This window comes from Paraburkholderia sp. WS6 (assembly GCF_030464835.1).
Classification (GTDB): Bacteria; Pseudomonadota; Gammaproteobacteria; order Burkholderiales; family Burkholderiaceae; genus Paraburkholderia; species Paraburkholderia madseniana.
Genome location: NZ_JALQCK010000010.1, coordinates 226,545 through 246,866, shown reverse-complemented (window position 1 = coordinate 246,866; position 20,322 = coordinate 226,545). Strand labels below are relative to the sequence as shown.

At 62.3% G+C, this 20,322-nt stretch carries 14 protein-coding genes; 7 read left to right on the top strand and 7 right to left on the bottom strand.

What is annotated here, in order from left to right; translation table 11 throughout:
* Nucleotides 1–377: 377 nt before the first annotated feature.
* A complete protein-coding gene (locus tag M0D64_RS15300) occupies nucleotides 378–2,057 on the bottom strand; it encodes a methyl-accepting chemotaxis protein (RefSeq protein ID WP_266258290.1) in 1,680 nt (559 codons plus the stop codon).
* A 522-nt stretch (nucleotides 2,058–2,579) separates the two neighbouring features.
* Here M0D64_RS15300 and M0D64_RS15295 point away from each other — a divergent pair.
* Together M0D64_RS15295 and M0D64_RS15290 are read left to right on the top strand one after the other, a co-directional pair.
* Entirely contained in the window at nucleotides 2,580–3,845 is a 1,266-nt protein-coding gene (locus tag M0D64_RS15295; RefSeq protein ID WP_266258289.1) for an MFS transporter, read from the top strand.
* Between the two features lie 200 nt (nucleotides 3,846–4,045).
* Nucleotides 4,046–5,935: a propionate--CoA ligase gene (locus M0D64_RS15290; RefSeq protein ID WP_266258288.1), complete on the top strand. Its 1,890-nt coding sequence runs from the start codon at nucleotides 4,046–4,048 to the stop codon at nucleotides 5,933–5,935.
* A 3-nt stretch (nucleotides 5,936–5,938) separates the two neighbouring features.
* Here M0D64_RS15290 and M0D64_RS15285 read toward each other — a convergent pair whose 3' ends face one another.
* The gene (locus M0D64_RS15285) at nucleotides 5,939–6,730 is read right to left on the bottom strand and encodes a 5'-methylthioadenosine/adenosylhomocysteine nucleosidase (protein ID WP_266258287.1); all 792 of its coding nucleotides are present in this window, start codon (nucleotides 6,728–6,730) and stop codon (nucleotides 5,939–5,941) included.
* A gap of 11 nt (nucleotides 6,731–6,741) precedes the next feature.
* Nucleotides 6,742–9,093: a UvrD-helicase domain-containing protein gene (locus tag M0D64_RS15280; protein WP_154567602.1), complete on the bottom strand. Its 2,352-nt coding sequence runs from the start codon at nucleotides 9,091–9,093 to the stop codon at nucleotides 6,742–6,744.
* A gap of 394 nt (nucleotides 9,094–9,487) precedes the next feature.
* Here M0D64_RS15280 and M0D64_RS15275 point away from each other — a divergent pair, with 394 nt between their 5' ends.
* Nucleotides 9,488–12,367: a valine--tRNA ligase gene (locus M0D64_RS15275; RefSeq protein ID WP_266258286.1), complete on the top strand. Its 2,880-nt coding sequence runs from the start codon at nucleotides 9,488–9,490 to the stop codon at nucleotides 12,365–12,367.
* A 72-nt stretch (nucleotides 12,368–12,439) separates the two neighbouring features.
* A complete protein-coding gene (galU, locus tag M0D64_RS15270; protein ID WP_054042256.1) occupies nucleotides 12,440–13,321 on the top strand; it encodes a UTP--glucose-1-phosphate uridylyltransferase GalU in 882 nt (293 codons plus the stop codon).
* Between the two features lie 130 nt (nucleotides 13,322–13,451).
* Here the strand turns inward: galU and M0D64_RS15265 are convergent, their stop codons facing one another.
* The 4 genes from M0D64_RS15265 to M0D64_RS15250 form a co-directional block, all read right to left on the bottom strand.
* The gene (locus M0D64_RS15265) at nucleotides 13,452–13,679 is read right to left on the bottom strand and encodes a sulfurtransferase TusA family protein (RefSeq protein ID WP_025600552.1); all 228 of its coding nucleotides are present in this window, start codon (nucleotides 13,677–13,679) and stop codon (nucleotides 13,452–13,454) included.
* 145 nt (nucleotides 13,680–13,824) lie between these two features.
* Nucleotides 13,825–14,871 (bottom strand): Gfo/Idh/MocA family oxidoreductase, encoded by a 1,047-nt coding sequence (locus tag M0D64_RS15260; RefSeq protein WP_266258302.1) that lies wholly within the window; start codon nucleotides 14,869–14,871, stop codon nucleotides 13,825–13,827.
* Nucleotides 14,865–15,881, bottom strand: a complete 1,017-nt coding sequence (gene iolG, locus M0D64_RS15255; RefSeq protein ID WP_093647641.1) for an inositol 2-dehydrogenase — start codon at nucleotides 15,879–15,881, stop codon at nucleotides 14,865–14,867. The genes M0D64_RS15260 and iolG overlap by 7 nt, the downstream gene beginning before the upstream one ends.
* On the bottom strand, nucleotides 15,874–16,755 hold the full coding sequence (locus M0D64_RS15250; RefSeq protein ID WP_154567214.1) for a MurR/RpiR family transcriptional regulator: 882 nt from the start codon (nucleotides 16,753–16,755) through the stop codon (nucleotides 15,874–15,876). The genes iolG and M0D64_RS15250 overlap by 8 nt, the downstream gene beginning before the upstream one ends.
* Nucleotides 16,756–17,032: 277 nt before the next feature.
* Here M0D64_RS15250 and M0D64_RS15245 point away from each other — a divergent pair, with 277 nt between their 5' ends.
* The 3 genes from M0D64_RS15245 (at nucleotide 17,033) to M0D64_RS15235 (ending at nucleotide 20,284) form a co-directional block, all read left to right on the top strand.
* Nucleotides 17,033–18,079 (top strand): sugar ABC transporter substrate-binding protein, encoded by a 1,047-nt coding sequence (locus M0D64_RS15245; protein WP_154567215.1) that lies wholly within the window; start codon nucleotides 17,033–17,035, stop codon nucleotides 18,077–18,079.
* Nucleotides 18,080–18,270: 191 nt separating this feature from the next.
* Complete coding sequence (locus M0D64_RS15240; RefSeq protein ID WP_154567216.1) at nucleotides 18,271–19,446, top strand: ABC transporter permease; 1,176 nt, start codon at nucleotides 18,271–18,273, stop codon at nucleotides 19,444–19,446.
* Nucleotides 19,447–19,459: 13 nt separating this feature from the next.
* Nucleotides 19,460–20,284 carry an ATP-binding cassette domain-containing protein gene (locus M0D64_RS15235; protein WP_266258284.1) on the top strand — a complete coding sequence of 275 codons (825 nt, stop codon included), beginning with the start codon at nucleotides 19,460–19,462 and terminating at the stop codon, nucleotides 20,282–20,284.
* Nucleotides 20,285–20,322: the final 38 nt, after the last annotated feature.

Genomic DNA, 20,322 nt, shown 5'->3' with positions numbered 1-20,322 from the left:
TACAGGTCGAACGCCCCGTATACAAGCCCTTTCGGGCTTAAGTTGAGAGCATTGCTGTGCGGGGCGGCACCTACTTCTCTTTGCCGGCTGCAAAGAGAAGTAAGCAAGAGAAAGCAGCTCAAACCGCTACTGCTAAGTGGGAACCGTGGCCTGCAAGTGGCAGTGGCTCCGTGGAATCCGGGCCCTCGCACATTCGGCGCTAGTGACAAAGGGCTCATCAGCTCCCACTCCGCACTGCGTGCGTCGCGGATGGGTCTGCCTGGGAAACCAGGGGCTTCGGTTTTGCGCCCCGGGGAACCATCGGCTTCGCCTCGGCGGCGCTGGGCGCGCCGAGGCGGTAGTTCAGTCTCGTTTCTTCAGGTGCGGTGCTTCCTGTTTTATAGCCTGAACTTTCCGACCATCTGCTTCAGGCCGCGAGCCTGATCGTCCAGGGATCTGGCGGCCGCTGTGGCCTGTTCCACCAGTGCGGCGTTCTGCTGCGTGCCGGAATCCATCTGCGTTACCGCGAGATTGATCTCTTCAATTCCCGCGCTCTGTTCCGATGATGCCGCCGAAATCTCGCCCATGATGTCGGTTACGCGCTTCACCGCCTTCACCACTTCATCCATCGTTTGTCCGGCATCCTGCGCCAGCGTCGAGCCGTTGCTCACTCGCTCCACCGACGTGCTGATCAAACCCTTGATCTCCTTGGCGGCAGCCGCGCTGCGCTGAGCAAGGTTGCGCACTTCGGCGGCGACTACCGAAAATCCTCGGCCTTCCTCGCCGGCTCGTGCTGCTTCCACCGCCGCGTTCAACGCGAGAATGTTGGTCTGGAATGCAATCCCCTCAATCACGCCAATGATGTCGCCAATGCTCCGCGCGCTGTCGTTGATCTCGTTCATCGTCGCCACCACGCGGCTTACTACGTCGCCGCCCTTCTCCGCAATTTCCGAGGCGTTGTTGGCCAGCGTGCTCGCCTGCTTCGCGTTGTCGGCGTTCTGACGAACCGTCGAAGTCAACTGTTCCATGCTGCTCGCGGTTCGCTCGAGCGCCATCGCCTGTTGCTCGGTGCGTTGCGACAAGTCCAGGTTGCCCATCGAGATTTCGCCCGATGCGGTTGCGATCGCGTCCGCGCTGGACGCGATGTCGGAGACCGTCGTCGCAAGGCCGCTTTGCATGTCGTGCAGCGCGTACAGCATGCTCGACTTGTCCTTGCGGCCCAATGCGATCTGGTTCGACAGGTCGCCCGCGGCAATCCGGCTGGCAATTTCCTTTGCGTACGCAGGCTCGCCGCCGAGTTGGCCGGCGAGGCGTCGGACTACCCACTCGCTAATGCCGAACGCCAGTGCGATCAGCGCGACCGTCATCGCAGCGAGCATCACGAACGACGAATGGAAGATGAAACCCGATGCCTCGATGGTTGCCTTTGCGGCTGTGCCGCGCTGGGCAACGAGTTCGTCGACGAGTTTTTCGAGCTTGCCGGTCTCGACCAGCAACGAGACGTCCTGGGTGCCGACCTGCCAGTTCATCTGCGAAAGATCGAGCGGCTGCGCTTTTACGAGGGTCACGAAGTCGCGCAAGTGGCCGCTCCACACCGCGACGGCAGCAGCGAATTTCTTTTGCTGGTCGACGGCTTTTGCGTCGGATGTGTCGACGTACTGTTGCAGCGTGCCGAGCTCCCTGGCGAGGCCGCTCAATCCCTTGTCGATGTCGGCGCCGAGATCGTCGCGCTCCTTGGCGGTGGTCGCGGTCAGCAGCATCTTTTGCGCGCGGCTTGCGCGCAGCATGTGGCCACGCGCCTCTTCGGCAGCGCGGCTCGCGACGTGGCCCTGGTCGTAGATCGATTGTGCGGAAGCATTCAGGCGGCTGATCTGGGTCAGCGAAAACACGCCGATCGCGAGCGTGCCGATCAGCAGCACGGCAAACGCCAGCCGCAACGTCGCCTTCACCGACAAGCCCTTGAGCCCCACGGCCCGCGAGCGGCTGCCCTGGCCACTCGATGGCGACGGCTTGCCCGCCGCTTCCCCTTCCGGTACGAACCCCGCGCCCGTCTGGCCGCCCACCGAAACTGCTTTCATATTTCTCGTCCCCACGTTTCGAACTGCCGGAAAGGTCGGTTCCGGCATTAATACTTATCTCTCCGGGTCTACGGCATAAACGTCTGCGATCTTTAACGTCGCTTGTCTGATGCCGACTGCCGCGCCCGGTCCTCGACGCGTCGCTTTGTAAGCTCCGCGCCCGCGATCGTTTTATACATGGCCAAAAATCCCCGAATCGCATTTATCAGACGACGTGCCAACCACACGTCACCATGCGCAACACGCTTGACACAGGCACCGCCGCGGTGCATCGCGGTTGGGGCTTCGGCACATCCATGACGCATGGAATGCGCAATTCGTGTCCGATTCTCGACAAAACTTGTCCTTACAATTCGCGTGAGCCACATTAAACTTAGACAAATAGCTGACAACGCCCGGCGCCGCGTCGAAATGCTGCGGCAACCCGGCAGGTCACGCACAGGCATGCGAACGCCGGAAATCGCGACGCGCCGGCGGCCTGAAATCATGACCGCACACCCTTTCTCCTCTCTCATCTAGCGTATGGAAACGAGCCTCGATAAAAGCGCCCTCGCCGGCGCCTCAGCCTCCCTCGCGGGTTCTGCCAACCCCGCTGGCGCACAGCCGGCCGCCAAGGTCCAGCGCACGGTCTACTCCGTGCTGGGTGCGATCAGCTTTTCGCACCTGCTCAACGACATGATCCAGTCGTTGATCCTGGCGATCTACCCGATGCTGAAAGACAACTTTTCGCTGTCGTTCGGGCAGATCGGCCTGATTACGCTGACCTATCAGATCACCGCGTCGCTGCTGCAGCCGCTGGTCGGCAGCTATACCGACAAGCATCCGAAGCCCTATTCGCTGCCGGTCGGCATGGGCTTCACGCTCGCCGGCCTGCTGCTGATGTCGGTCGCGCCGAGTTTCGGCGTGCTGCTGGTCGCGGCGGCGCTGGTCGGCTGCGGCTCGTCGGTGTTCCATCCGGAATCGTCGCGGGTGGCGCGCATGGCCTCGGGCGGCCGCCACGGTCTGGCGCAGTCGCTGTTCCAGGTGGGCGGCAATGCGGGTTCGTCGCTCGGGCCGTTGCTCGCCGCGTTGATCGTGATTCCGCATGGCCAGCGCAGCATCGCGTGGTTCTCGGTGGCGGCGCTGGTCGCGATCGTCGTGCTCACGCAGATCGGCCGCTGGTACAAGCAGCATCCCGCCGTGAAGAAGGCGCGCAGCCAGACCGGTCACGCGACCCTGTCGCGCAACCAGGTCATGTTCGCGATGGGCGTGCTGATGCTGCTGGTGTTCTCGAAGTACTTCTACCTCGCCAGCATCAACAGCTACTTCACGTTCTATCTGATCGACAAGTTCCACCTGCCGGTGCAGGCCGCCCAGGTCCACCTGTTCGTGTTCCTCGCGGCGGTTGCGGCAGGCACGGTGATCGGTGGTCCGATCGGCGACCGGATCGGCCGCAAGTATGTGATCTGGGTATCGATCCTCGGCGTCGCGCCGTTCACGCTGCTGCTGCCGTACGCCAACCTGTTCTGGACCGGCGTGCTGACGGTGATCATCGGTATCGTGCTGGCTTCGGCGTTCTCGGCGATCCTCGTCTATGCGCAGGAACTGATCCCCGGCAAGGTGGGGATGATCGCGGGCCTCTTCTTCGGTTTCGCGTTCGGCATGGGCGGGATTGGCGCTGCCGTGCTCGGACAGTTGGCCGACGCCACCAGCATCGCCTATGTGTATAAGGTCTGCTCGTTCCTGCCGCTGATCGGCCTGTTGACGGTGTTTCTGCCGGATGTCGAAGGCAAACGCGCGAAAGCGTGACGGAGCCGCTTGCGGTTGCATGAAGAAAAAGGCGCTACGGCGCCTTTTTCCGTTGGGCCGCGCCCTCATGGTGAACCCGCGTTGTCCGCAAGGCGACGCCTGCTCTATGCTTGTGCGGATGTACGGCCTGCCCTCCCGCCGCGCCTCGCAGCCGTACGACTCGACATCCGTTCACTCACGCAGCAGAAGGATCGCCGCCGATGACCACCTACCGCGACTTCCACCGCCGTTCGATCGAGCAGCCCGAGGAATTCTGGCGTGAAGAGGCGCAGCGGATTCATTGGCAAACGCCGTTCGATACGGTGCTCGACCGCTCGAATCCGCCGTTCGCGCGCTGGTTCGTCGGCGGGCGCACGAACCTGTGCCATAACGCGGTGGACCGGCATATGGCCGAGCGCCCGCAGCAGAACGCGCTGGTGTACGTGTCGACGGAAACCGGCATCGAGCGGCGCTACACCTACGCCGATCTGTACGCCGAAATCAACCGGATGGCCGCGGTGATGCGCTCGCTGGGCGTGAAGCGCGGCGACGTCGTGCTGCTCTATCTGCCGATGATCCCCGAAGCGCTGTTCGCGATGCTCGCGTGCGCGCGGCTCGGCGCGATTCACTCGGTGGTGTTCGGCGGCTTCGCGGCCCCCAATCTGGCGGCCCGTATCGACGATGCGAAACCTGTGCTGATCGTCACCGCCGACGCCGGCGCGCGTGGCGGCAAAGTGATCGACTACACGCCGCTGATGGACGAAGCACTTGCGCGTGCGGCCCACAAGACACCGCACGTGCTGTTGATCGACCGGCAACTCGCACCCGAGCGCCTGAACGCGAGCTACCTCGTCGCCTACGAGCCGCTGCGCGAGAAATTTTTCGACGCCCACGTGCCGTGCGAATGGCTCGAGTCGAACGAACCTTCGTATGTGCTGTACACCTCGGGCACCACCGGCAAGCCGAAGGGCGTGCAACGCGATGTCGGCGGCTATGCTGTGGCGCTGGCGGCATCGATGGAACACATCTTTCAGGGCAAGCCCGGCGATACGATGTTCACCGCGTCGGACGTGGGCTGGGTAGTCGGCCATAGCTACATCGTCTATGCACCGCTGATCGCGGGCCTCACTACCGTGATGTACGAAGGCACGCCGATTCGTCCGGACGGCGGCATCTGGTGGCGCCTCGTCGAACAGCACAAGATCAATCTGATGTTCACGGCGCCGACTGCGTTGCGCGTGCTGAAAAAGCAGGACCCGGCGTTGCTGAAAAAATCCGATCTCTCGAGCCTGCGCGCGCTGTTCCTCGCCGGCGAGCCGCTCGACGAACCGACCGCCGCATGGATCACAAACGCACTCGGCAAGCCCGTGATCGACAACTACTGGCAGACCGAAACCGGCTGGCCGATGCTGGCGATTCCGCGCGGCGTCGAAGCGCTGCCTACCAAGCTCGGCTCGCCGGGCGTGCCGTCGGCCGGCTTCAATCTGACCTTGCGTAACGAACTGACGGGCGAGCCCTGCACGCCCGGCGAAAAAGGCGTGCTCACGCTGGGCTATCCGCTGCCGCCCGGCTGCATGTCGACGGTGTGGGGCGACGACAAGCGTTTTGTCAGCACGTACTGGTCGAGCATTCCGAATCAGCAGGCCTACTCGACCTTCGACTGGGGCATTCAGGATGAAGACGGATACGTGACGATCCTCGGCCGCACCGATGACGTGATCAACGTCGCCGGTCATCGGCTCGGCACACGCGAGATCGAGGAAGCGTTGTCGAGCCACGCGGCGGTCGCGGAAGTCGCGGTGGTCGGCGTGACGGATGCGCTGAAGGGTCAGACGGCGATGGCCTTCGTGGTGCTGCGCGACGCGCAAGCCTATGCGGGAGAAAAGGCACGAGCGAAGCTGGAAGCCGAACTCACCGCGACGGTCGACCGCCAACTCGGCGCGATTGCGCGGCCGGCGCGCGTGGTGGTGGTGTCGATGCTGCCGAAGACGCGCTCGGGTAAGCTGCTGCGCCGTGCGATTGCGGCGCTCGCCGAGGGACGCGAACCGGGCGATCTGCCGACGATCGAGGATCCGGCGGCTTTGCAGCAGGTGCGGGAGGCGCTGGGTTAAGGATTACGCCGCGCTACGTGCCGCTAAAAACCGCGTCAGGATCGCGTTCGAATACGTCCCCGCGATCTCCGTCAGAAACGACACGAACGATTGCGGCGCGTGATCGTCGGCGGCGTCGGAGATGGTGCGCACCACCGCGCAAGGCACGCCGTACTCGTAACAGACCTGCGCGATCGCCGCGCCTTCCATCTCCACCGCAAGCGCATCCGGCAGCGCATCGCGCAAGGCCTTGACGCCCGTTGCACTCGCCACGAACTGATCGCCACTGATAATCAGGCCACGATGCACGCGCGGCTCGCGTGTGCCGAAGCGCGCCGCCGCAGCAGCCCCCTCTTCCGCGACAAAACGCTCGCATGCCGCAGCCAGTTGATCGGCAAGCGCCGCATCGGCTGCGAAGCGCGACACGCCGAGCAACGGCACCTCGAAGCGCGGAAACAACGGCGACGCGTCGAGATCGTGCTGCATCAGCCCGTTGGCGACGACGATATCACCGACCCGCACCTCAGTCCCCACGCCACCCGCAACGCCGGTGAACACAACCGCTTCGACATCGAACGCATGGATCAAAGCGCTGACCGTAGCCGCCGCCGCGACCTTGCCGACGCGCGCCAGTGTCACGACGCAAGGCGCGCCGTGCATGGTGCCGAGGTGATAGTCACGCTGACCGTGAGTAATGATGCGCACGCCGGATTCGGCGCGCATCGCTTCGATCAGATCGCCAAGTTCCTGCGGCAACGCCGCCAGAATGCCAAGCGGACGATGCGAGACCGTTGCGCCGCTGTGGTTTGGATTCATGCCGCCCGTGCTCATTCAACCGCCTGCAATTTAGCGACCGCAAGCGCCAGCCACTTTTCGCCGTGCCGCTTGAATTTGACTTGGGCCTTGGCATCCGTGCCACCGCCTTCCAGCGCCGTAATCGTGCCTTCCCCGAACTTGGTATGGAACACTTGCTGGCCGACGCGGAAACCCGTTTCAGCAGCGCGTTGTTCGTTCGCAAAGGCCGGCAACGGCGCCGGCGTCGACGACACGGCGCCCGTGTAACCCGGCCGCGCGAACCAGTCGCGACCATAACCGGCGTTATCCGAACGCCCGCCCCACCGCGCCCCCGCCTCGACCTTCGGCGTGAGCCACTTGAGGGTTTCCTGCGGCAGTTCGTCGAAGAAGCGCGAGCGGATGTTGTAGCGCGTCTGGCCGTGCAGCATCCGGCTCTGCGCGAACGACAGATACAAACGCTCCTTGGCCCGCGTGATCGCCACATACATCAGACGACGCTCTTCTTCGAGGCCGTCCGACTCCATCGCGCTGTTTTCATGCGGGAACAGCCCTTCTTCGAGCCCGGTGATAAACACCGCCGTGAACTCGAGACCCTTGGCCGCGTGCACCGTCATCAACTGCACGGCTTCCTGACCGGCTTGCGCCTGGTTGTCGCCCGCTTCCAGCGACGCGTGCGACAGGAAACCGGCGAGCGGCGTCATCGTGTCCGGGTTTTGCGCCGGATCGGCGATGCCGGGCGCGTCCAGCACGACGGTATTCGGATCATCCGTGGCGACGGCCAACTCAGGCGCCGTGGTCGCGCCCGGGCGCAGCGGAATCGAGCGCGCCGGCGTATCCATGCCGTAGCCTTCTTCGCTGACAAAAGCAGCGGCCGCGTTGACCAGTTCCTGCAAGTTCTCCAGCCGGTCCTGGCCTTCGCGTTCGTTCTGATAGAACTCCGTGAGACCGCTCGTGCGGACCACGTATTCGACCGTTTCCGGCAGGCTCATCTGCTGCGTTTCCGCGCGCATCTTGCCGATCAGGTTTGCGAAACTCGCGAGGCTCGACCCCGCCTTACCCGCGACATACGGAATCGCCGCGGCCATCGAGCAGTTGTACAGACGCGCCGCGTCGGCAAGTTGCTCGATCGAGCGCGCGCCGATGCCGCGCGTGGGGAAATTGACCACGCGGGCGAACGCGGTGTCGTCGTTCGGATTGTCGATCAGGCGCAGATAGGCGAGCGCGTGTTTGACTTCCTGGCGCTCGAAAAAGCGCAGACCGCCGTACACGCGATACGCGATGCCCGCATTGACCAGCGTGTGTTCGATCGTGCGCGACTGCGCGTTGCTCCGATACAGGATGGCGACTTCGCTGCGCGACGTGCCGGTGCTGATCAGCGCCTTGATTTCCTCGACGATCCAGCCGGCTTCCTGCGTATCGGTGGCGGACTCGTAGACGCGCACCGGTTCGCCGTGACCCGCGTCGGTGCGCAGATTCTTGCCCAGACGCCGCGAGTTATTGGCGATCAGTTGATTGGCCGCGTCGAGAATATGACCGTGCGAGCGGTAGTTCTGCTCCAGCTTGATCATGTGCCGGACGTTGAACTCGTGTTCGAAGTCGCGCATGTTGCCGACGTTCGCACCACGGAACGCGTAGATCGACTGATCGTCGTCGCCGACGGCGAAGATCGAGTTGGTCTGCCCGGCCAGCAACTTCAGCCACGCGTATTGCAGCTTGTTGGTGTCCTGGAACTCGTCGACGAGAATGTGCCTGAAGCGCGCCTGATAGTGGGCGCGCAGCGGCGGATTGTGCGCGAGCAGTTCGAAGCAGCGCAGCAGCAGTTCCGGGAAGTCGACGACGCCTTCGCGCTGGCATTGCTGGTCGTAGGCTTCGTAGAGTTCGACGAATTTGCGGTTGAAGTTGTCGGTGGCGTCGACGTCTTTCGGGCGCAGGCCTTGTTCTTTGGAATTGTTGATGAAGTACTGGAGATTTTTCGCCGGGTACTTTTCATCGTCGATGTTGAGGCCCTTCATCAGACGCTTGATCGCGGAGAGCTGGTCCGCGGTATCGAGGATCTGGAAGGTGGCGGGCAGGCCCGCGTCGCGATGGTGCGCGCGGAGCATACGGTTACAGAGGCCGTGGAAGGTACCGATCCACATGCCACGGGTGTCGATCGGCAGGAGAGCCGAAAGACGCGACATCATTTCGCGGGCGGCCTTATTGGTGAAGGTCACCGCCAGGATGGTGGCGGGCGACGCCAGACCGTGCTGGATCAGCCACGCGATGCGCGTGATGAGGACGCGGGTTTTGCCGCTGCCCGCGCCTGCAAGGATGAGCGCTGGCTCGTTGGGGAGCGTGACGGCGGCGTGTTGTTCGGGGTTTAGATTGGCTAGCAGATCGGGCATTTTTTGGGAGGACGGCGAGGGCGTTCGACATTATATGCCCCTCCGGGGGTTAGGTTTTTTTGGGGTTTTTTGCCTTTTGCGGCGGCATTGTCAGGGTTCTTGGGGCTTTGGCCTTTCCTTCGTCTATTGCCTGCGCGGAGCTTGTTGTCTGTTTGCCTGGCGCTTTGGCCTTTCCTTGATTTGCTAGTGGTCTATTAGTGCCGCCCCGCACAGGGGCAACGCTAATAGACCACTAACAATGCAAGGAAAGGCACGAAAGCCAGAACAAGGAAAGGCCAAAGCCCTAAGAAAACTGACAAAAGCGCCGCGCAGGCAAAAACCACCCCTAAATCCTCTCACCGGCAGCGCCGCTTATAATCGAGCATTCTTTGCATCCACCAGCAGACGGACAGAAATGAGCGAGACCCCGAGCGACCCCACCTCCACACTTGCTAAAAGCTTCGAGCCCCACACCATCGAGGCCCACTGGGGCCCCGAATGGGAAAAGCGCGCCTACGCGGCGCCCACCTTCGACGAAAACAAGAAAGACTTCTCGATCCAGTTGCCGCCACCGAACGTCACCGGCACCCTGCATATGGGCCATGCGTTCAACCAGACGATCATGGACGGCCTCACCCGCTATCACCGTATGCTCGGTGAAAACACCCTCTGGGTGCCGGGCACGGACCACGCAGGCATCGCCACGCAAATCGTCGTCGAACGGCAACTGGATGCGAAAGGCGTCTCCCGTCATGACCTCGGCCGCGAAAAATTCACCGAACGCGTCTGGGAATGGAAGCAGGAATCCGGCTCGACCATCACGAATCAGGTGCGCCGCCTCGGCGCGTCGATCGACTGGTCGCGCGAATACTTCACGATGGACGACAAAATGTCGGCCGCCGTGCGCGACGTGTTCGTACGCCTGTATGAACAAGGCCTGATCTACCGCGGCAAGCGCCTCGTGAACTGGGATCCGGTGCTGCTCACCGCCGTCTCCGATCTCGAAGTGGTCAGCGAAGAAGAAAACGGCCACCTCTGGCACATCCAGTATCCGCTCACGGACGGCTCGGGCCATCTGACGGTCGCCACCACGCGCCCGGAAACCATGCTCGGCGATACCGCGGTGATGGTCCATCCGGAAGACGAACGCTATGCGCACCTGATCGGCAAAACGGTCACGCTGCCGCTCTCCGGCCGCGAAGTCCCGATCATCGCCGACGACTACGTCGACCGCGAATTCGGCACCGGCGTGGTCAAGGTCACGCCCGCACACGATTTCAACGACTATCAGGTCGGCCTGCGCCACAAGCTGCCGATGATCGAGATCCTCACGCTCGACGCGAAAATCAACGACAACGCGCCGGAAACCTACCGCGGTCTGGACCGTTTCGAAGCCCGCAAGCAGGTGGTGATGGATCTCGAAGCGCTCGGCGCACTCGAATCGGTCAAGCCGCACAAGCTGATGGTGCCGCGCGGCGACCGCACGGGCGTCGTGATCGAGCCGATGCTGACGGACCAATGGTTCGTCGCCATGAGCAAGCCGGCGCCGGAAGGCACCTTCAATCCGGGCAAGTCGATCGCCGAAACGGCGCTCGACGTGGTTCGCAGCGGTGAAATCAAGTTCGTGCCGGAAAACTGGTCCACCACGTATTACCAGTGGCTCGAAAACATCCAGGACTGGTGTATCTCGCGCCAACTCTGGTGGGGCCATCAGATCCCGGCGTGGTACGGCGAAAACGGTGAAATCTTCGTCGCCAACACCGAAGAAGGCGCGCGCGAGAAGGCCGCAGAAGCCGGTTACACGGGCCCGCTCAAGCGCGACGATGATGTGCTCGATACGTGGTTCTCGTCGGCGCTGGTGCCGTTCTCGTCGCTCGGCTGGCCTGCCGAGACGCCGGAGCTGAAGCACTTCATGCCCTCGTCGGTGCTGGTCACCGGTTTCGACATCATCTTCTTCTGGGTCGCGCGCATGGTCATGATGACCACGCACTTCACCGGTAAGGTGCCGTTCGACACGGTCTACGTGCACGGTCTCGTGCGCGACGCCGAAGGCCAGAAAATGTCGAAGAGCAAGGGCAATACGCTCGACCCGATCGATATCGTCGACGGCATCGACCTGGACGCGCTGGTCGCCAAGCGCACCACCGGTCTGATGAATCCGAAGCAGGCTGCGTCGATCGAAAAGAAAACCCGCAAGGAATTCCCGGACGGCATTCCGGCGTTCGGCACCGACGCGCTGCGCTTCACGATGGCGTCGATGGCCACGCTCGGCCGCAACGTCAACTTCGATCTCGCGCGCTGCGAAGGCTATCGCAACTTCTGCAACAAGCTGTGGAATGCCACCCGCTTTGTGCTGATGAATTGCGAAGGCCACGATTGCGGTTTCGGCAAGCCGGAGCAATGCGGCGAATGCGGTCCGGACGGCCACCTGAATTTTTCGGCGGCCGACCGCTGGATCGTTTCGCGTCTACAACGTGTGGAAGCGGAAATCGCCAAGGGTTTCGCCGACTATCGTTTTGACAATGTGGCCAACGCCCTATACAAGTTCGTATGGGACGAATACTGTGACTGGTATCTCGAACTCGCCAAGGTTCAGATCCAGACGGGTCAGCCGAACCAGCAGCGCGCAACGCGCCGCACGCTGCTGCGCGTACTCGAGACGGTGTTGCGCCTCGCGCATCCGGTGATTCCGTTCATCACTGAAGCGCTGTGGCAAAAAGTTGCACCGTTGGCCGGACGTTATCCCGAAGGCAAAGCCGAGGGCGAAGCGTCCATCATGGTGCAGCCCTACCCCGTTGCGGAGCCGTCGAAGATCGACGAAGACGCGGAGCAATGGGCGGCCGACCTGAAAGCAGTGATCGATGCGTGCCGGAATCTGCGTGGCGAGATGAATCTGTCGCCGGCGGTCAAGGTGCCGTTGCTCGCTACCGGCAACGCGGAGCGCCTCGCAACCTTCGCTCCGTACGCTCAGGCATTGGCTCGTTTGTCGGAGGTGCAGATCATTGCCGACGAGGCAACGCTGGACGCGCAGGCAGATGGCGCGCCAATTGCTATCGTAGGGAATGACAAGCTCGTGCTGAAGGTGGAAATCGACGTTGCCGTCGAGCGCGAGCGTCTGTCGAAGGAAATTGCGCGGCTTGGCACGGAAGTCATCAAGTGCAATGCCAAATTGCAGAATGAAAGCTTTGTGGCAAAGGCGCCACCGGCAGTCGTTGAGCAGGAGCAGAAAAGGCTGGCAGAATTCGAAACCACTATCGGCAAGCTGAAAGCCCAATTGGCGCGTTTGCCGGCCTGATCGACGCGCCTTGTCCGCCCCGTTGCGGGCTGACAGGGCACAAAGCTAAACCAGAGGATTCAGGGTAATCACATGCTAAAAGTTACAAAAGCGGTTTTTCCGGTAGCAGGTCTTGGCACCCGGTTCCTCCCTGCCACGAAGGCAAGCCCGAAGGAGATGCTGCCGATCGTCGACAAGCCGCTGATTCAATACGCGGTGGAAGAGGCAATGGCGGCCGGCATCACCGAAATGATCTTTGTGACGGGCCGCAGCAAGCGTGCGATCGAGGACCATTTCGATAAGTCATACGAAATCGAGGCCGAACTCCAGGCGCGTGGCAAGGACAAGCTGCTGGAATTGGTGCGCAGCATCAAGCCTAGCCATGTGGACTGCTTCTACGTGCGTCAGCCGGAAGCGCTTGGCCTCGGCCACGCGGTGATGTGCGCTGAAAAACTGGTGGGCGACAACCCGTTCGCCGTCATCCTCGCGGACGACTTGCTGTACGGCAAGCCGCCCGTCATGACGCAGATGATCGAGGTGTTCGACCACTATCACAGCTCGGTGATCGGCGTCGAAGAGATCCCGCACTCGGAGACGAAGTCGTACGGTATCGTCGACGGTAAGGAGTGGGAAGACTCGATCATCAAGATGTCGGGCATCGTCGAAAAACCGGAGCCGGACGTCGCGCCGTCGAATCTCGGCGTGGTGGGCCGCTATGTGCTGAAGCCGCGTATTTTCGAACATCTGCGCGCGCTGAAGCCGGGCGCGGGTGGCGAATTGCAGTTGACGGACGCGATTCAGTCGTTGCTCGCCGATGAACAGGTGCTGGCGTACAAGTACCATGGCACGCGTTTCGACTGCGGCAGCAAGCTGGGTTACCTGAAGGCGACGGTCGAGTTCGCGCTGCGTCACCCGGAAGTGGCAGCCGATTTCGAAGAATATCTGCGTACCCGTTCGCCGGTGCTGGAAGGCTGAGCAACGGGACAGCCGCGCAGAACCCTTGCGCTGTTAGCCTCTCGCGATAGCAGTAGTCAGACGTAAAAAAGGCGCTGTGCCCCGCAATTGCGGGCACAGCGCCTTTTGTTTGGTATTTTTGTTTTGTATTTCAGCGGCGCTTCATCAGAAACGTGAAAACCTTGTCGTGCGCCGAGCTTTCGACGATTTCGTTGCCGGTTTGCTTCGCGAATGCGGCGAAATCGCGCTGCGAGCCCGGATCGGTGGCCAGTACCTTGAGAATCTGGCCGCTTTCCATGTCGGCGAGCGCCTTCTTGGCGCGCAAAATGGGCAGCGGGCACATCAGCCCGCGCGCATCGACTTCCTTGTGAACCTGAATTTGCATCGACGATGACCTTCGGGATGAGGCGTCGTAAGCGACGCCGGACAGAGGGTCAAATTCTACAGCAGGTGTCGTTTAGCCGCCGGAAGTGACGCTGTCATGTCGATTGTCGCAATCCGGCGGCGCTTTGGTGCCTTGGGCGCTACAACGTGACCGCCTCTCCGCTCTGCAAAGACTGCCGCAACGCCATGCCGATCCGCGTCGCTTCGAGCGCGTCGGCAAGCGTGGCGCCTGCTTGCGCATTCGATGCCGCACCGCCCTGCACCGCCGCAACGAAGGCGCGCGCCTCATGCAAAAACGCGTCCTCGAAGCGATCGAAGAAGGTCGGCGTGCATTCGTTGCGAATGCCCGTCGCGTCGTAGATCTCGACGCGATTTGCACGCGGATTGTGGCCAATCGCCAGCGCGCCGGCCGTGCCGATCACCTCGCTATGCGTGTCGTTACCGTGAGCTTGCGTGCGTGACGCGTAGAACATCGCGAGCTTGCCGTCCTCGAACTCGCAGATCGCCACGCCGTTGTCGACGTCGCCGAATTCACGCAGACCCTCATGCAATGCGACCGCGCCCGCCGCAAACACGCGTTTGGCGCGCGGTTTGCCGAGCAGCCAACGCGCGACGTCGATGTCGTGCACCGTGCAGTCCAGAAAGATCCCACCGGAGGTCGCCGCGAAACGCACGAAGAAGCCGTCGTTGTCGTTCTGATCGGTGGTTTGCGAGCGCACCAGAAACGGTCGGCCGATCTTGCCGGCTTCGATCTTGTCGAACGCATCCTTGTAGCTGGGATCGAAACGCCGCATGAAGCCGATGGTGGCCTGCAGATGCGGATAGCGCGCGGCCTCGGCCAATACGCGCTCGCACTCGGCGAGATCCAGCGACAGCGGCTTCTCGCAGAACACATGTTTGCCGGCCCGCAATGCATCGATAATCTGCTGCGCGTGCAAGGACGACGGCGTGACGAGCCACACCGCGTCCACGTCGCGATCGGCGAGCAGGGCCGCATAGTCGTCGTAGAGACGCGGTTCGGGCAACACCTCGCGCGCCCACGCCCGCTCCTCCTCCACCGGACTGCAAGCGGCCACGAGCGCCGCACCCGGCACGCGATACGCCAGATTCTCCGCGTGGCGCTTGCCCAACCGCCCCAAGCCGACCACACCCAAACGAAGCCGCCCAGTCGTCGCGTTCGTCACGATGCCTCCCCGAGCTTCACGGCGCGACCCTCACGCCACGAGCGCGTCGCAGCGTCTGCCAGTTCGAGCGCTTTCAGGCCGTCGGCGACGGTGGTTCGCACCGGCTTGCCGTGCGTGACCGCATCGAAGAAATGCGCGATTTCCAGTGCGTACGCCGCGCGATAACGTTCGAGGAAAAACGCCTCGGGCACGTCGCTCGACACTTCGGTTTTCGAATACGCGGTGACCTCGGTGGGCCGTACATTGCCCGCCTGCAGCATGCCGGTGCTGCCGAGCACCTCGAAACGCTGGTCATACCCATAAGCCGCGCGCCGCGCGGTGTTGATCTGGCACAGGCGGCCGTGCTTCGTGCGGATCGTCACCGCGGTCGAATCGATATCGCCCGCTTCGGCAATTGCCGGATCCGAAAGACAACTACCCGTGGCATGCAGCGTGTCAGCTTCGTCGTCGAGAATCCAGCGGAAGATGTCGAAGTCGTGAATCAGCATGTCCTTGAAGATGCCACCCGAGTGCTTGATGTACTCGACCGGCGGTGCGCCCGGATCGCGGCTCGTCACCACCAGCATTTCCGGCGTGCCGATTTCGCCCGCATCGATGCGCGCTTTCAACGCGGAAAAGGTCGGGTCGAAGCGGCGCTGAAAACCAATCATGCAGACCACGCCCGCACGCTCCACCGCATCGGCGCAAGCACGCGCCCGCTCCAAAGTCAGATCGACCGGCTTCTCGCAGAACACATGTTTCTTCTGTGCAGCCGATTTCATGATCAGATCCGCGTGCGTGTCCGTGCTCGAACAGATCACCGTCGCGCCGATCGATGCGTCGCCCATCGCGCCGTCGATATCCGCAACCTGCGCGCCGTGCTCGGCGGCGAGCGCCGCGGCCGCCTCGCGATTCACATCGACCACATACTTGAGCCGCACGCCCGGTTGCCGCGCCAGATTCGCCGCATGAATCTTGCCGATACGTCCCGCACCGAATACCGCTACGTCGATCGTCTTTACCGCCTCAGTCATCGTATCCTCCAGTGTCTTTGGATTCTTCTACGTTCAGTTCGAGCTTGTACGCGAGCGCGATGAACAACGCCTGGCACAAACAGATCGTGCTGGTCAGCGAGCGGAACGCAAACGCGCTGCCCTCTTTCACATACAGTTGGGTGGTAGCGTAACGCGCCAGCGGAGAAAGTTGGCTATCCGTAATAACCAGCGTCTTCGCTTGATGATGGTGCGCAACACGCAGGCAGTACTGTGTTTCCTTGCCATACGGGGCGAAGCTGATCGCGATCACCACGTCGCCCTTCTTCACGCTGCGAATCTGTTCGCGGTACATGCCGCCGAAACCGGATACCAGATGCACGCGCTTGGGGGTGTGCTGCAACGCGTAGACGATGTAGCTCGCCACCGGAAACGAGCGCCGCACGCCGATCACGTAGATGTTGTCGGCCTGCTGCAGCATCTTCACGGCGGCATCGAACTGCTGGTCGTCGAGGCCGGCTTCAAGTTCTTCAAGACCGCCGCGCGAGGCCGCGATGAATTCGCGCGCCACGGAGCCGCCGGACAACGCGCCGGGCTTCTCGTCGATCAGCTTGCGAATCCGCTGCTGATAACTCGGCGAGGACGTGCCCTGCCCCGTGTACGCCTGACGAAACACCGCCTGCAGATCGGAGAAGCCGGAAAAGCCGAAGCGCTGCGCAAAGCGCACCACCGCCGACGGATGCACGCCGCAGCTCGCGGCGATATCGCTGGTGCGATCCACCATCACGCTCGAGCGATGCTGCTCGATATACGTCGCGACATTCTTCAATTGCCGCGGCAGCGCCTCGTAGTTTTCCGCGATGCGCTGCATCAATTCTTCGACGCTCGGCAAGTCTTCGGTGCTCTCTTCCGCCATGGCTCTCTCTTCGTTGCTTTATTGCAGTGCGGAAGGCGCTTCCAGCGCGCGCCGCACAGTGTCCTGACGCTGCCGATTATAGGCAGGCGCCCCACCAAATGGAACGTATTTTCTATTTTTATTTGTCATGAAATTTTCATTGCAAGGCTTCGGAAGATGACCTAATCTTGGTCGTGAGCGATGGTGCATCGGCTGACGTCTGCCGCAACGCACGCAATCGGAAAGCCGCCCGCCAGACGCTCCCTTCAATAACGACAGACCGAGAAAGGTGGAGACAATGAGACTTTGCAAGGGCAAGGCTACGCTCAGGATTCTGGTGGCGGCATTGACGTTGGCGACGGGATTCGGTGCGGCGTCGTCCGCCCGCGCGGCTGACGCTCACTTCGTGCTGATCAGCCACGCGCCGGATTCGGATTCGTGGTGGAACACCATCAAGAACGCCATCAAACAGGCCGACGAAGATTTCAACGTCGAGACCGACTACCGCAATCCGCCGAACGGCGACATCGCCGATATGGCGCGTCTGGTCGAACAGGCCGCCGCGCGCAACTACGACGGCGTGATCGTTTCGATCGCAGACTTCGACGTGCTCAAGAGTTCGCTCGCCAAGGTCACCGAGAAACACATTCCGCTCGTCACGATCAATTCCGGCACTGAGGAGCAAAGCGCGCAGCTTGGCGCGATCATGCACGTCGGTCAGCCTGAATACGCCGCGGGCAAAGCGGCGGGCCAGAAAGCGAAGGCAGCGGGCATCAAGTCGTTCCTGTGCGTGAACCACTACGCGACCAACCCGGCTTCGTTCGAACGCTGCCGCGGCTTTGCCGAGGCGATCGGCGTCGACTTCAAGTCCTCCACGCTCGACGCCGGGCAGGACCCGACCGGCGTGCAATCGAAAGTGAGCGCGTATCTGCGCAATCACCCGAACACCCAGGCGGTGCTCACCCTCGGTCCGCTGTCGGCCGCGCCGACGATGAAGGCGCTGCAGCAGATGGGCCTCGCCGGCAAGGTCTGGTTCGCGACGTTCGACTTCGACAATGACATCGCCAAGGGCATCCAGGACGGCACGATCCAGTTCGCGATCGACCAGCAACCCTACCTGCAGGGCTATATCCCGGTTGCCGTACTGGCCATCGTGAAGAAGGAACACACCACAGATCCGGCGAAGATCCGCCAGATCCTGCAGGCCAATCCGAAGTTCCAGCAACGTCTCACCACGTACGGCCTGCAGCCCGCTTATGGGCCGCGCAATATCGGCTCCGGTCCGGGCTTCATCACCAAGGCCAATATCGACAAGGTGGTCAAGTACGCAGGGCAGTACCGCTAACGCATTTCGCTGGAAGTACGGACACGGGAGAACCGTTCCGGCAGGTATGAAGAAAGTGGACGCGGCCGGCCGCAACTGGCCAGGCCGCCCCACGCCTGCATTCACCACGTTTTACGTGCATTACGCGCCATGCGGTCCGATTGCAGCCCTTTGATGACTGCGAAAGGCCAGGCGCATCAAGGAGAGCTTCAATGGGCGTAGCCAACCCCTTCCACCCTCATCCCCGCAAGCAACCCCCTTCGAACACCGCGACGACGTCAACGTCCGGCGGTGCGCCCGCGGCGGCCGATGAGCGCGTGCGCCAGGAATCGTGGTTCCGGCATCTGCTGAACCGTCCGGAATTCGCCGCCCTCGCCGGCACCGTGATGGTGTTCCTCGTGTTTGGGATTGCGGCCGGCAACTCCGGCATGTTCAACCTCGACGGCGTGATGAACTGGTCGCAAGTGGCCGCGTATCTCGGCCTCATCTCAGTCGGTGCGTGCCTGCTGATGATCGCCGGCGAATTCGATCTGTCGATCGGTTCGATGATCGGCTTCTCGGGCATGATGGTCGCGCTGCCCACGATGTACTTCCACTGGCCGATTGCCTTGTCGATCGTGTTTGCGTTCGCCGGATCGATGCTGCTCGGCGCACTCAACGGCTATCTGGTGATGCGTACGCGGCTGCCGTCATTCATCGTGACACTGGCGTTCCTGTTCATCCTGCGCGGGCTCACACTGGCCCTGTCGGTCATGTTCGCCGACCGCACGATCATCTCCGGCGTGGGCGACGTCGCCGCTCACGACTGGCTCGCCCATACCCTGTTCCAGGGTGTCGCGTTCAAGGGCCTATTCACCTGGCTCGGCCACATCGGTGTCGTGAAGCTGCTCGATAACGGCAACCCGCTCGTGCCGGGTATTCCGAAAGTGCTGCTCTGGTGGTTCGCGCTTGCCGCAGTCTGTGCGTTCACCCTCGCCAAGACCCGCTTCGGCAACTGGATTTTCGCGGTTGGCGGCGACGCCAACGCGGCGAAGAACGTCGGTGTGCCGGTACGGCGCGTGAAGATTTCGCTGTTCGTGCTAACCGCGTTCTGCGCGTGCCTGTTCGCCGTGCTGCAAGTGTGCGACATCGGCTCGGCCGCGGCCGACCGCGGGTTGCAGGCCGAATTCGAAGCCATCATCGCGGCGGTGATTGGCGGCACGCTGCTCACCGGCGGCTACGGTTCGGTGATCGGCGCCTGCTTCGGCGCGTTGATCTTCGGCGTCGTGCAGATCGGCATCACCTATACGAATGTCGATTCCGACTGGTTCCGCGTGTTCCTCGGCGTGATGCTGCTGATCGCCGTGCTGTTCAATCACTACGTGCGCCGCCGCGTCGCGCAGTCGTAACGAGGAGACGACCATGTCCGATACGAATATCGTGAACACCGCGGCCAAGCCGCAGGACGACGTGATCCTCGCACTCGAAGACGTCAGCAAGTACTTCGGCCAGGTCATCGCGCTAAGCGGCGTGACCTTGCGCCTGAAGCGCGGCGAAGTGCATTGCCTGCTCGGCGACAACGGCGCGGGTAAGTCGACGTTGATCAAGACGCTCGCCGGCGTGCATCGACCCTCCTCCGGTCAATATCTGGTGGACGGCAAACCGGTGCAGTTCGAGTCGCCGAAAGACGCGCTCGATCTCGGCATCGCCACCGTCTATCAGGATCTGGCGCTGGTGCCCTTGCTCTCCGTGGCGCGCAATTTCTTCATGGGCCGCGAGCCGCAGAAAAAACTGTTTGGTTTCATCAACGTGATGGACCTCGAAACCAGCGCCACCACCGCACGCGACAAGCTCGCCGAAATGGGCATCAACGTGCGCGATCCGCATCAACCGATTGGAACGATGTCCGGCGGCGAGAAGCAATGCCTCGCGATCGCCCGGGCGATTCACTTCGGCGCGCGCGTGCTAATTCTCGACGAGCCGACTGCCGCGCTCGGCGTCAAGCAGAGCTTCAACGTGGTGAAGCTGATCCACACGGCGCGCGCGAAAGGCATCTCGGTGATTTTCATCACACACAACGTGCACCACGCGTATCCGATCGGCGATTCGTTCACGCTGCTCAATCGCGGCAAATCGCTCGGCACGTTCACGAAGGACACCATCAGCAAGGACGAAGTACTCGACATGATGGCCGGCGGCGCCGAAATGCAGAAGATGATCGGCGAACTCGACGGCGCGACGATCTGATTCATTCGCGCGGGCTTCCGGCGCTTGTTGCGCCTCGT

What these genes read in the sequence shown, in the direction of transcription:
- galU (WP_054042256.1), top strand. Translation starts at nt 12,440, where the DNA reads ATGCTAAAAGTTACAAAAGCGGTTTTTCCGGTAGCAGGTCTTGGCACC.
- M0D64_RS15295 (WP_266258289.1), top strand. Translation starts at nt 2,580, where the DNA reads ATGGAAACGAGCCTCGATAAAAGCGCCCTCGCCGGCGCCTCAGCCTCC.
- M0D64_RS15300 (WP_266258290.1), bottom strand. Translation starts at nt 2,057, where the DNA reads ATGAAAGCAGTTTCGGTGGGCGGCCAGACGGGCGCGGGGTTCGTACCG.
- M0D64_RS15285 (WP_266258287.1), bottom strand. Translation starts at nt 6,730, where the DNA reads ATGAATCCAAACCACAGCGGCGCAACGGTCTCGCATCGTCCGCTTGGC.
- M0D64_RS15240 (WP_154567216.1), top strand. Translation starts at nt 18,271, where the DNA reads ATGGGCGTAGCCAACCCCTTCCACCCTCATCCCCGCAAGCAACCCCCT.
- M0D64_RS15235 (WP_266258284.1), top strand. Translation starts at nt 19,460, where the DNA reads ATGTCCGATACGAATATCGTGAACACCGCGGCCAAGCCGCAGGACGAC.
- M0D64_RS15250 (WP_154567214.1), bottom strand. Translation starts at nt 16,755, where the DNA reads ATGGCGGAAGAGAGCACCGAAGACTTGCCGAGCGTCGAAGAATTGATG.
- M0D64_RS15290 (WP_266258288.1), top strand. Translation starts at nt 4,046, where the DNA reads ATGACCACCTACCGCGACTTCCACCGCCGTTCGATCGAGCAGCCCGAG.
- M0D64_RS15280 (WP_154567602.1), bottom strand. Translation starts at nt 9,093, where the DNA reads ATGCCCGATCTGCTAGCCAATCTAAACCCCGAACAACACGCCGCCGTC.
- M0D64_RS15275 (WP_266258286.1), top strand. Translation starts at nt 9,488, where the DNA reads ATGAGCGAGACCCCGAGCGACCCCACCTCCACACTTGCTAAAAGCTTC.
- iolG (WP_093647641.1), bottom strand. Translation starts at nt 15,881, where the DNA reads ATGACTGAGGCGGTAAAGACGATCGACGTAGCGGTATTCGGTGCGGGA.
- M0D64_RS15245 (WP_154567215.1), top strand. Translation starts at nt 17,033, where the DNA reads ATGAGACTTTGCAAGGGCAAGGCTACGCTCAGGATTCTGGTGGCGGCA.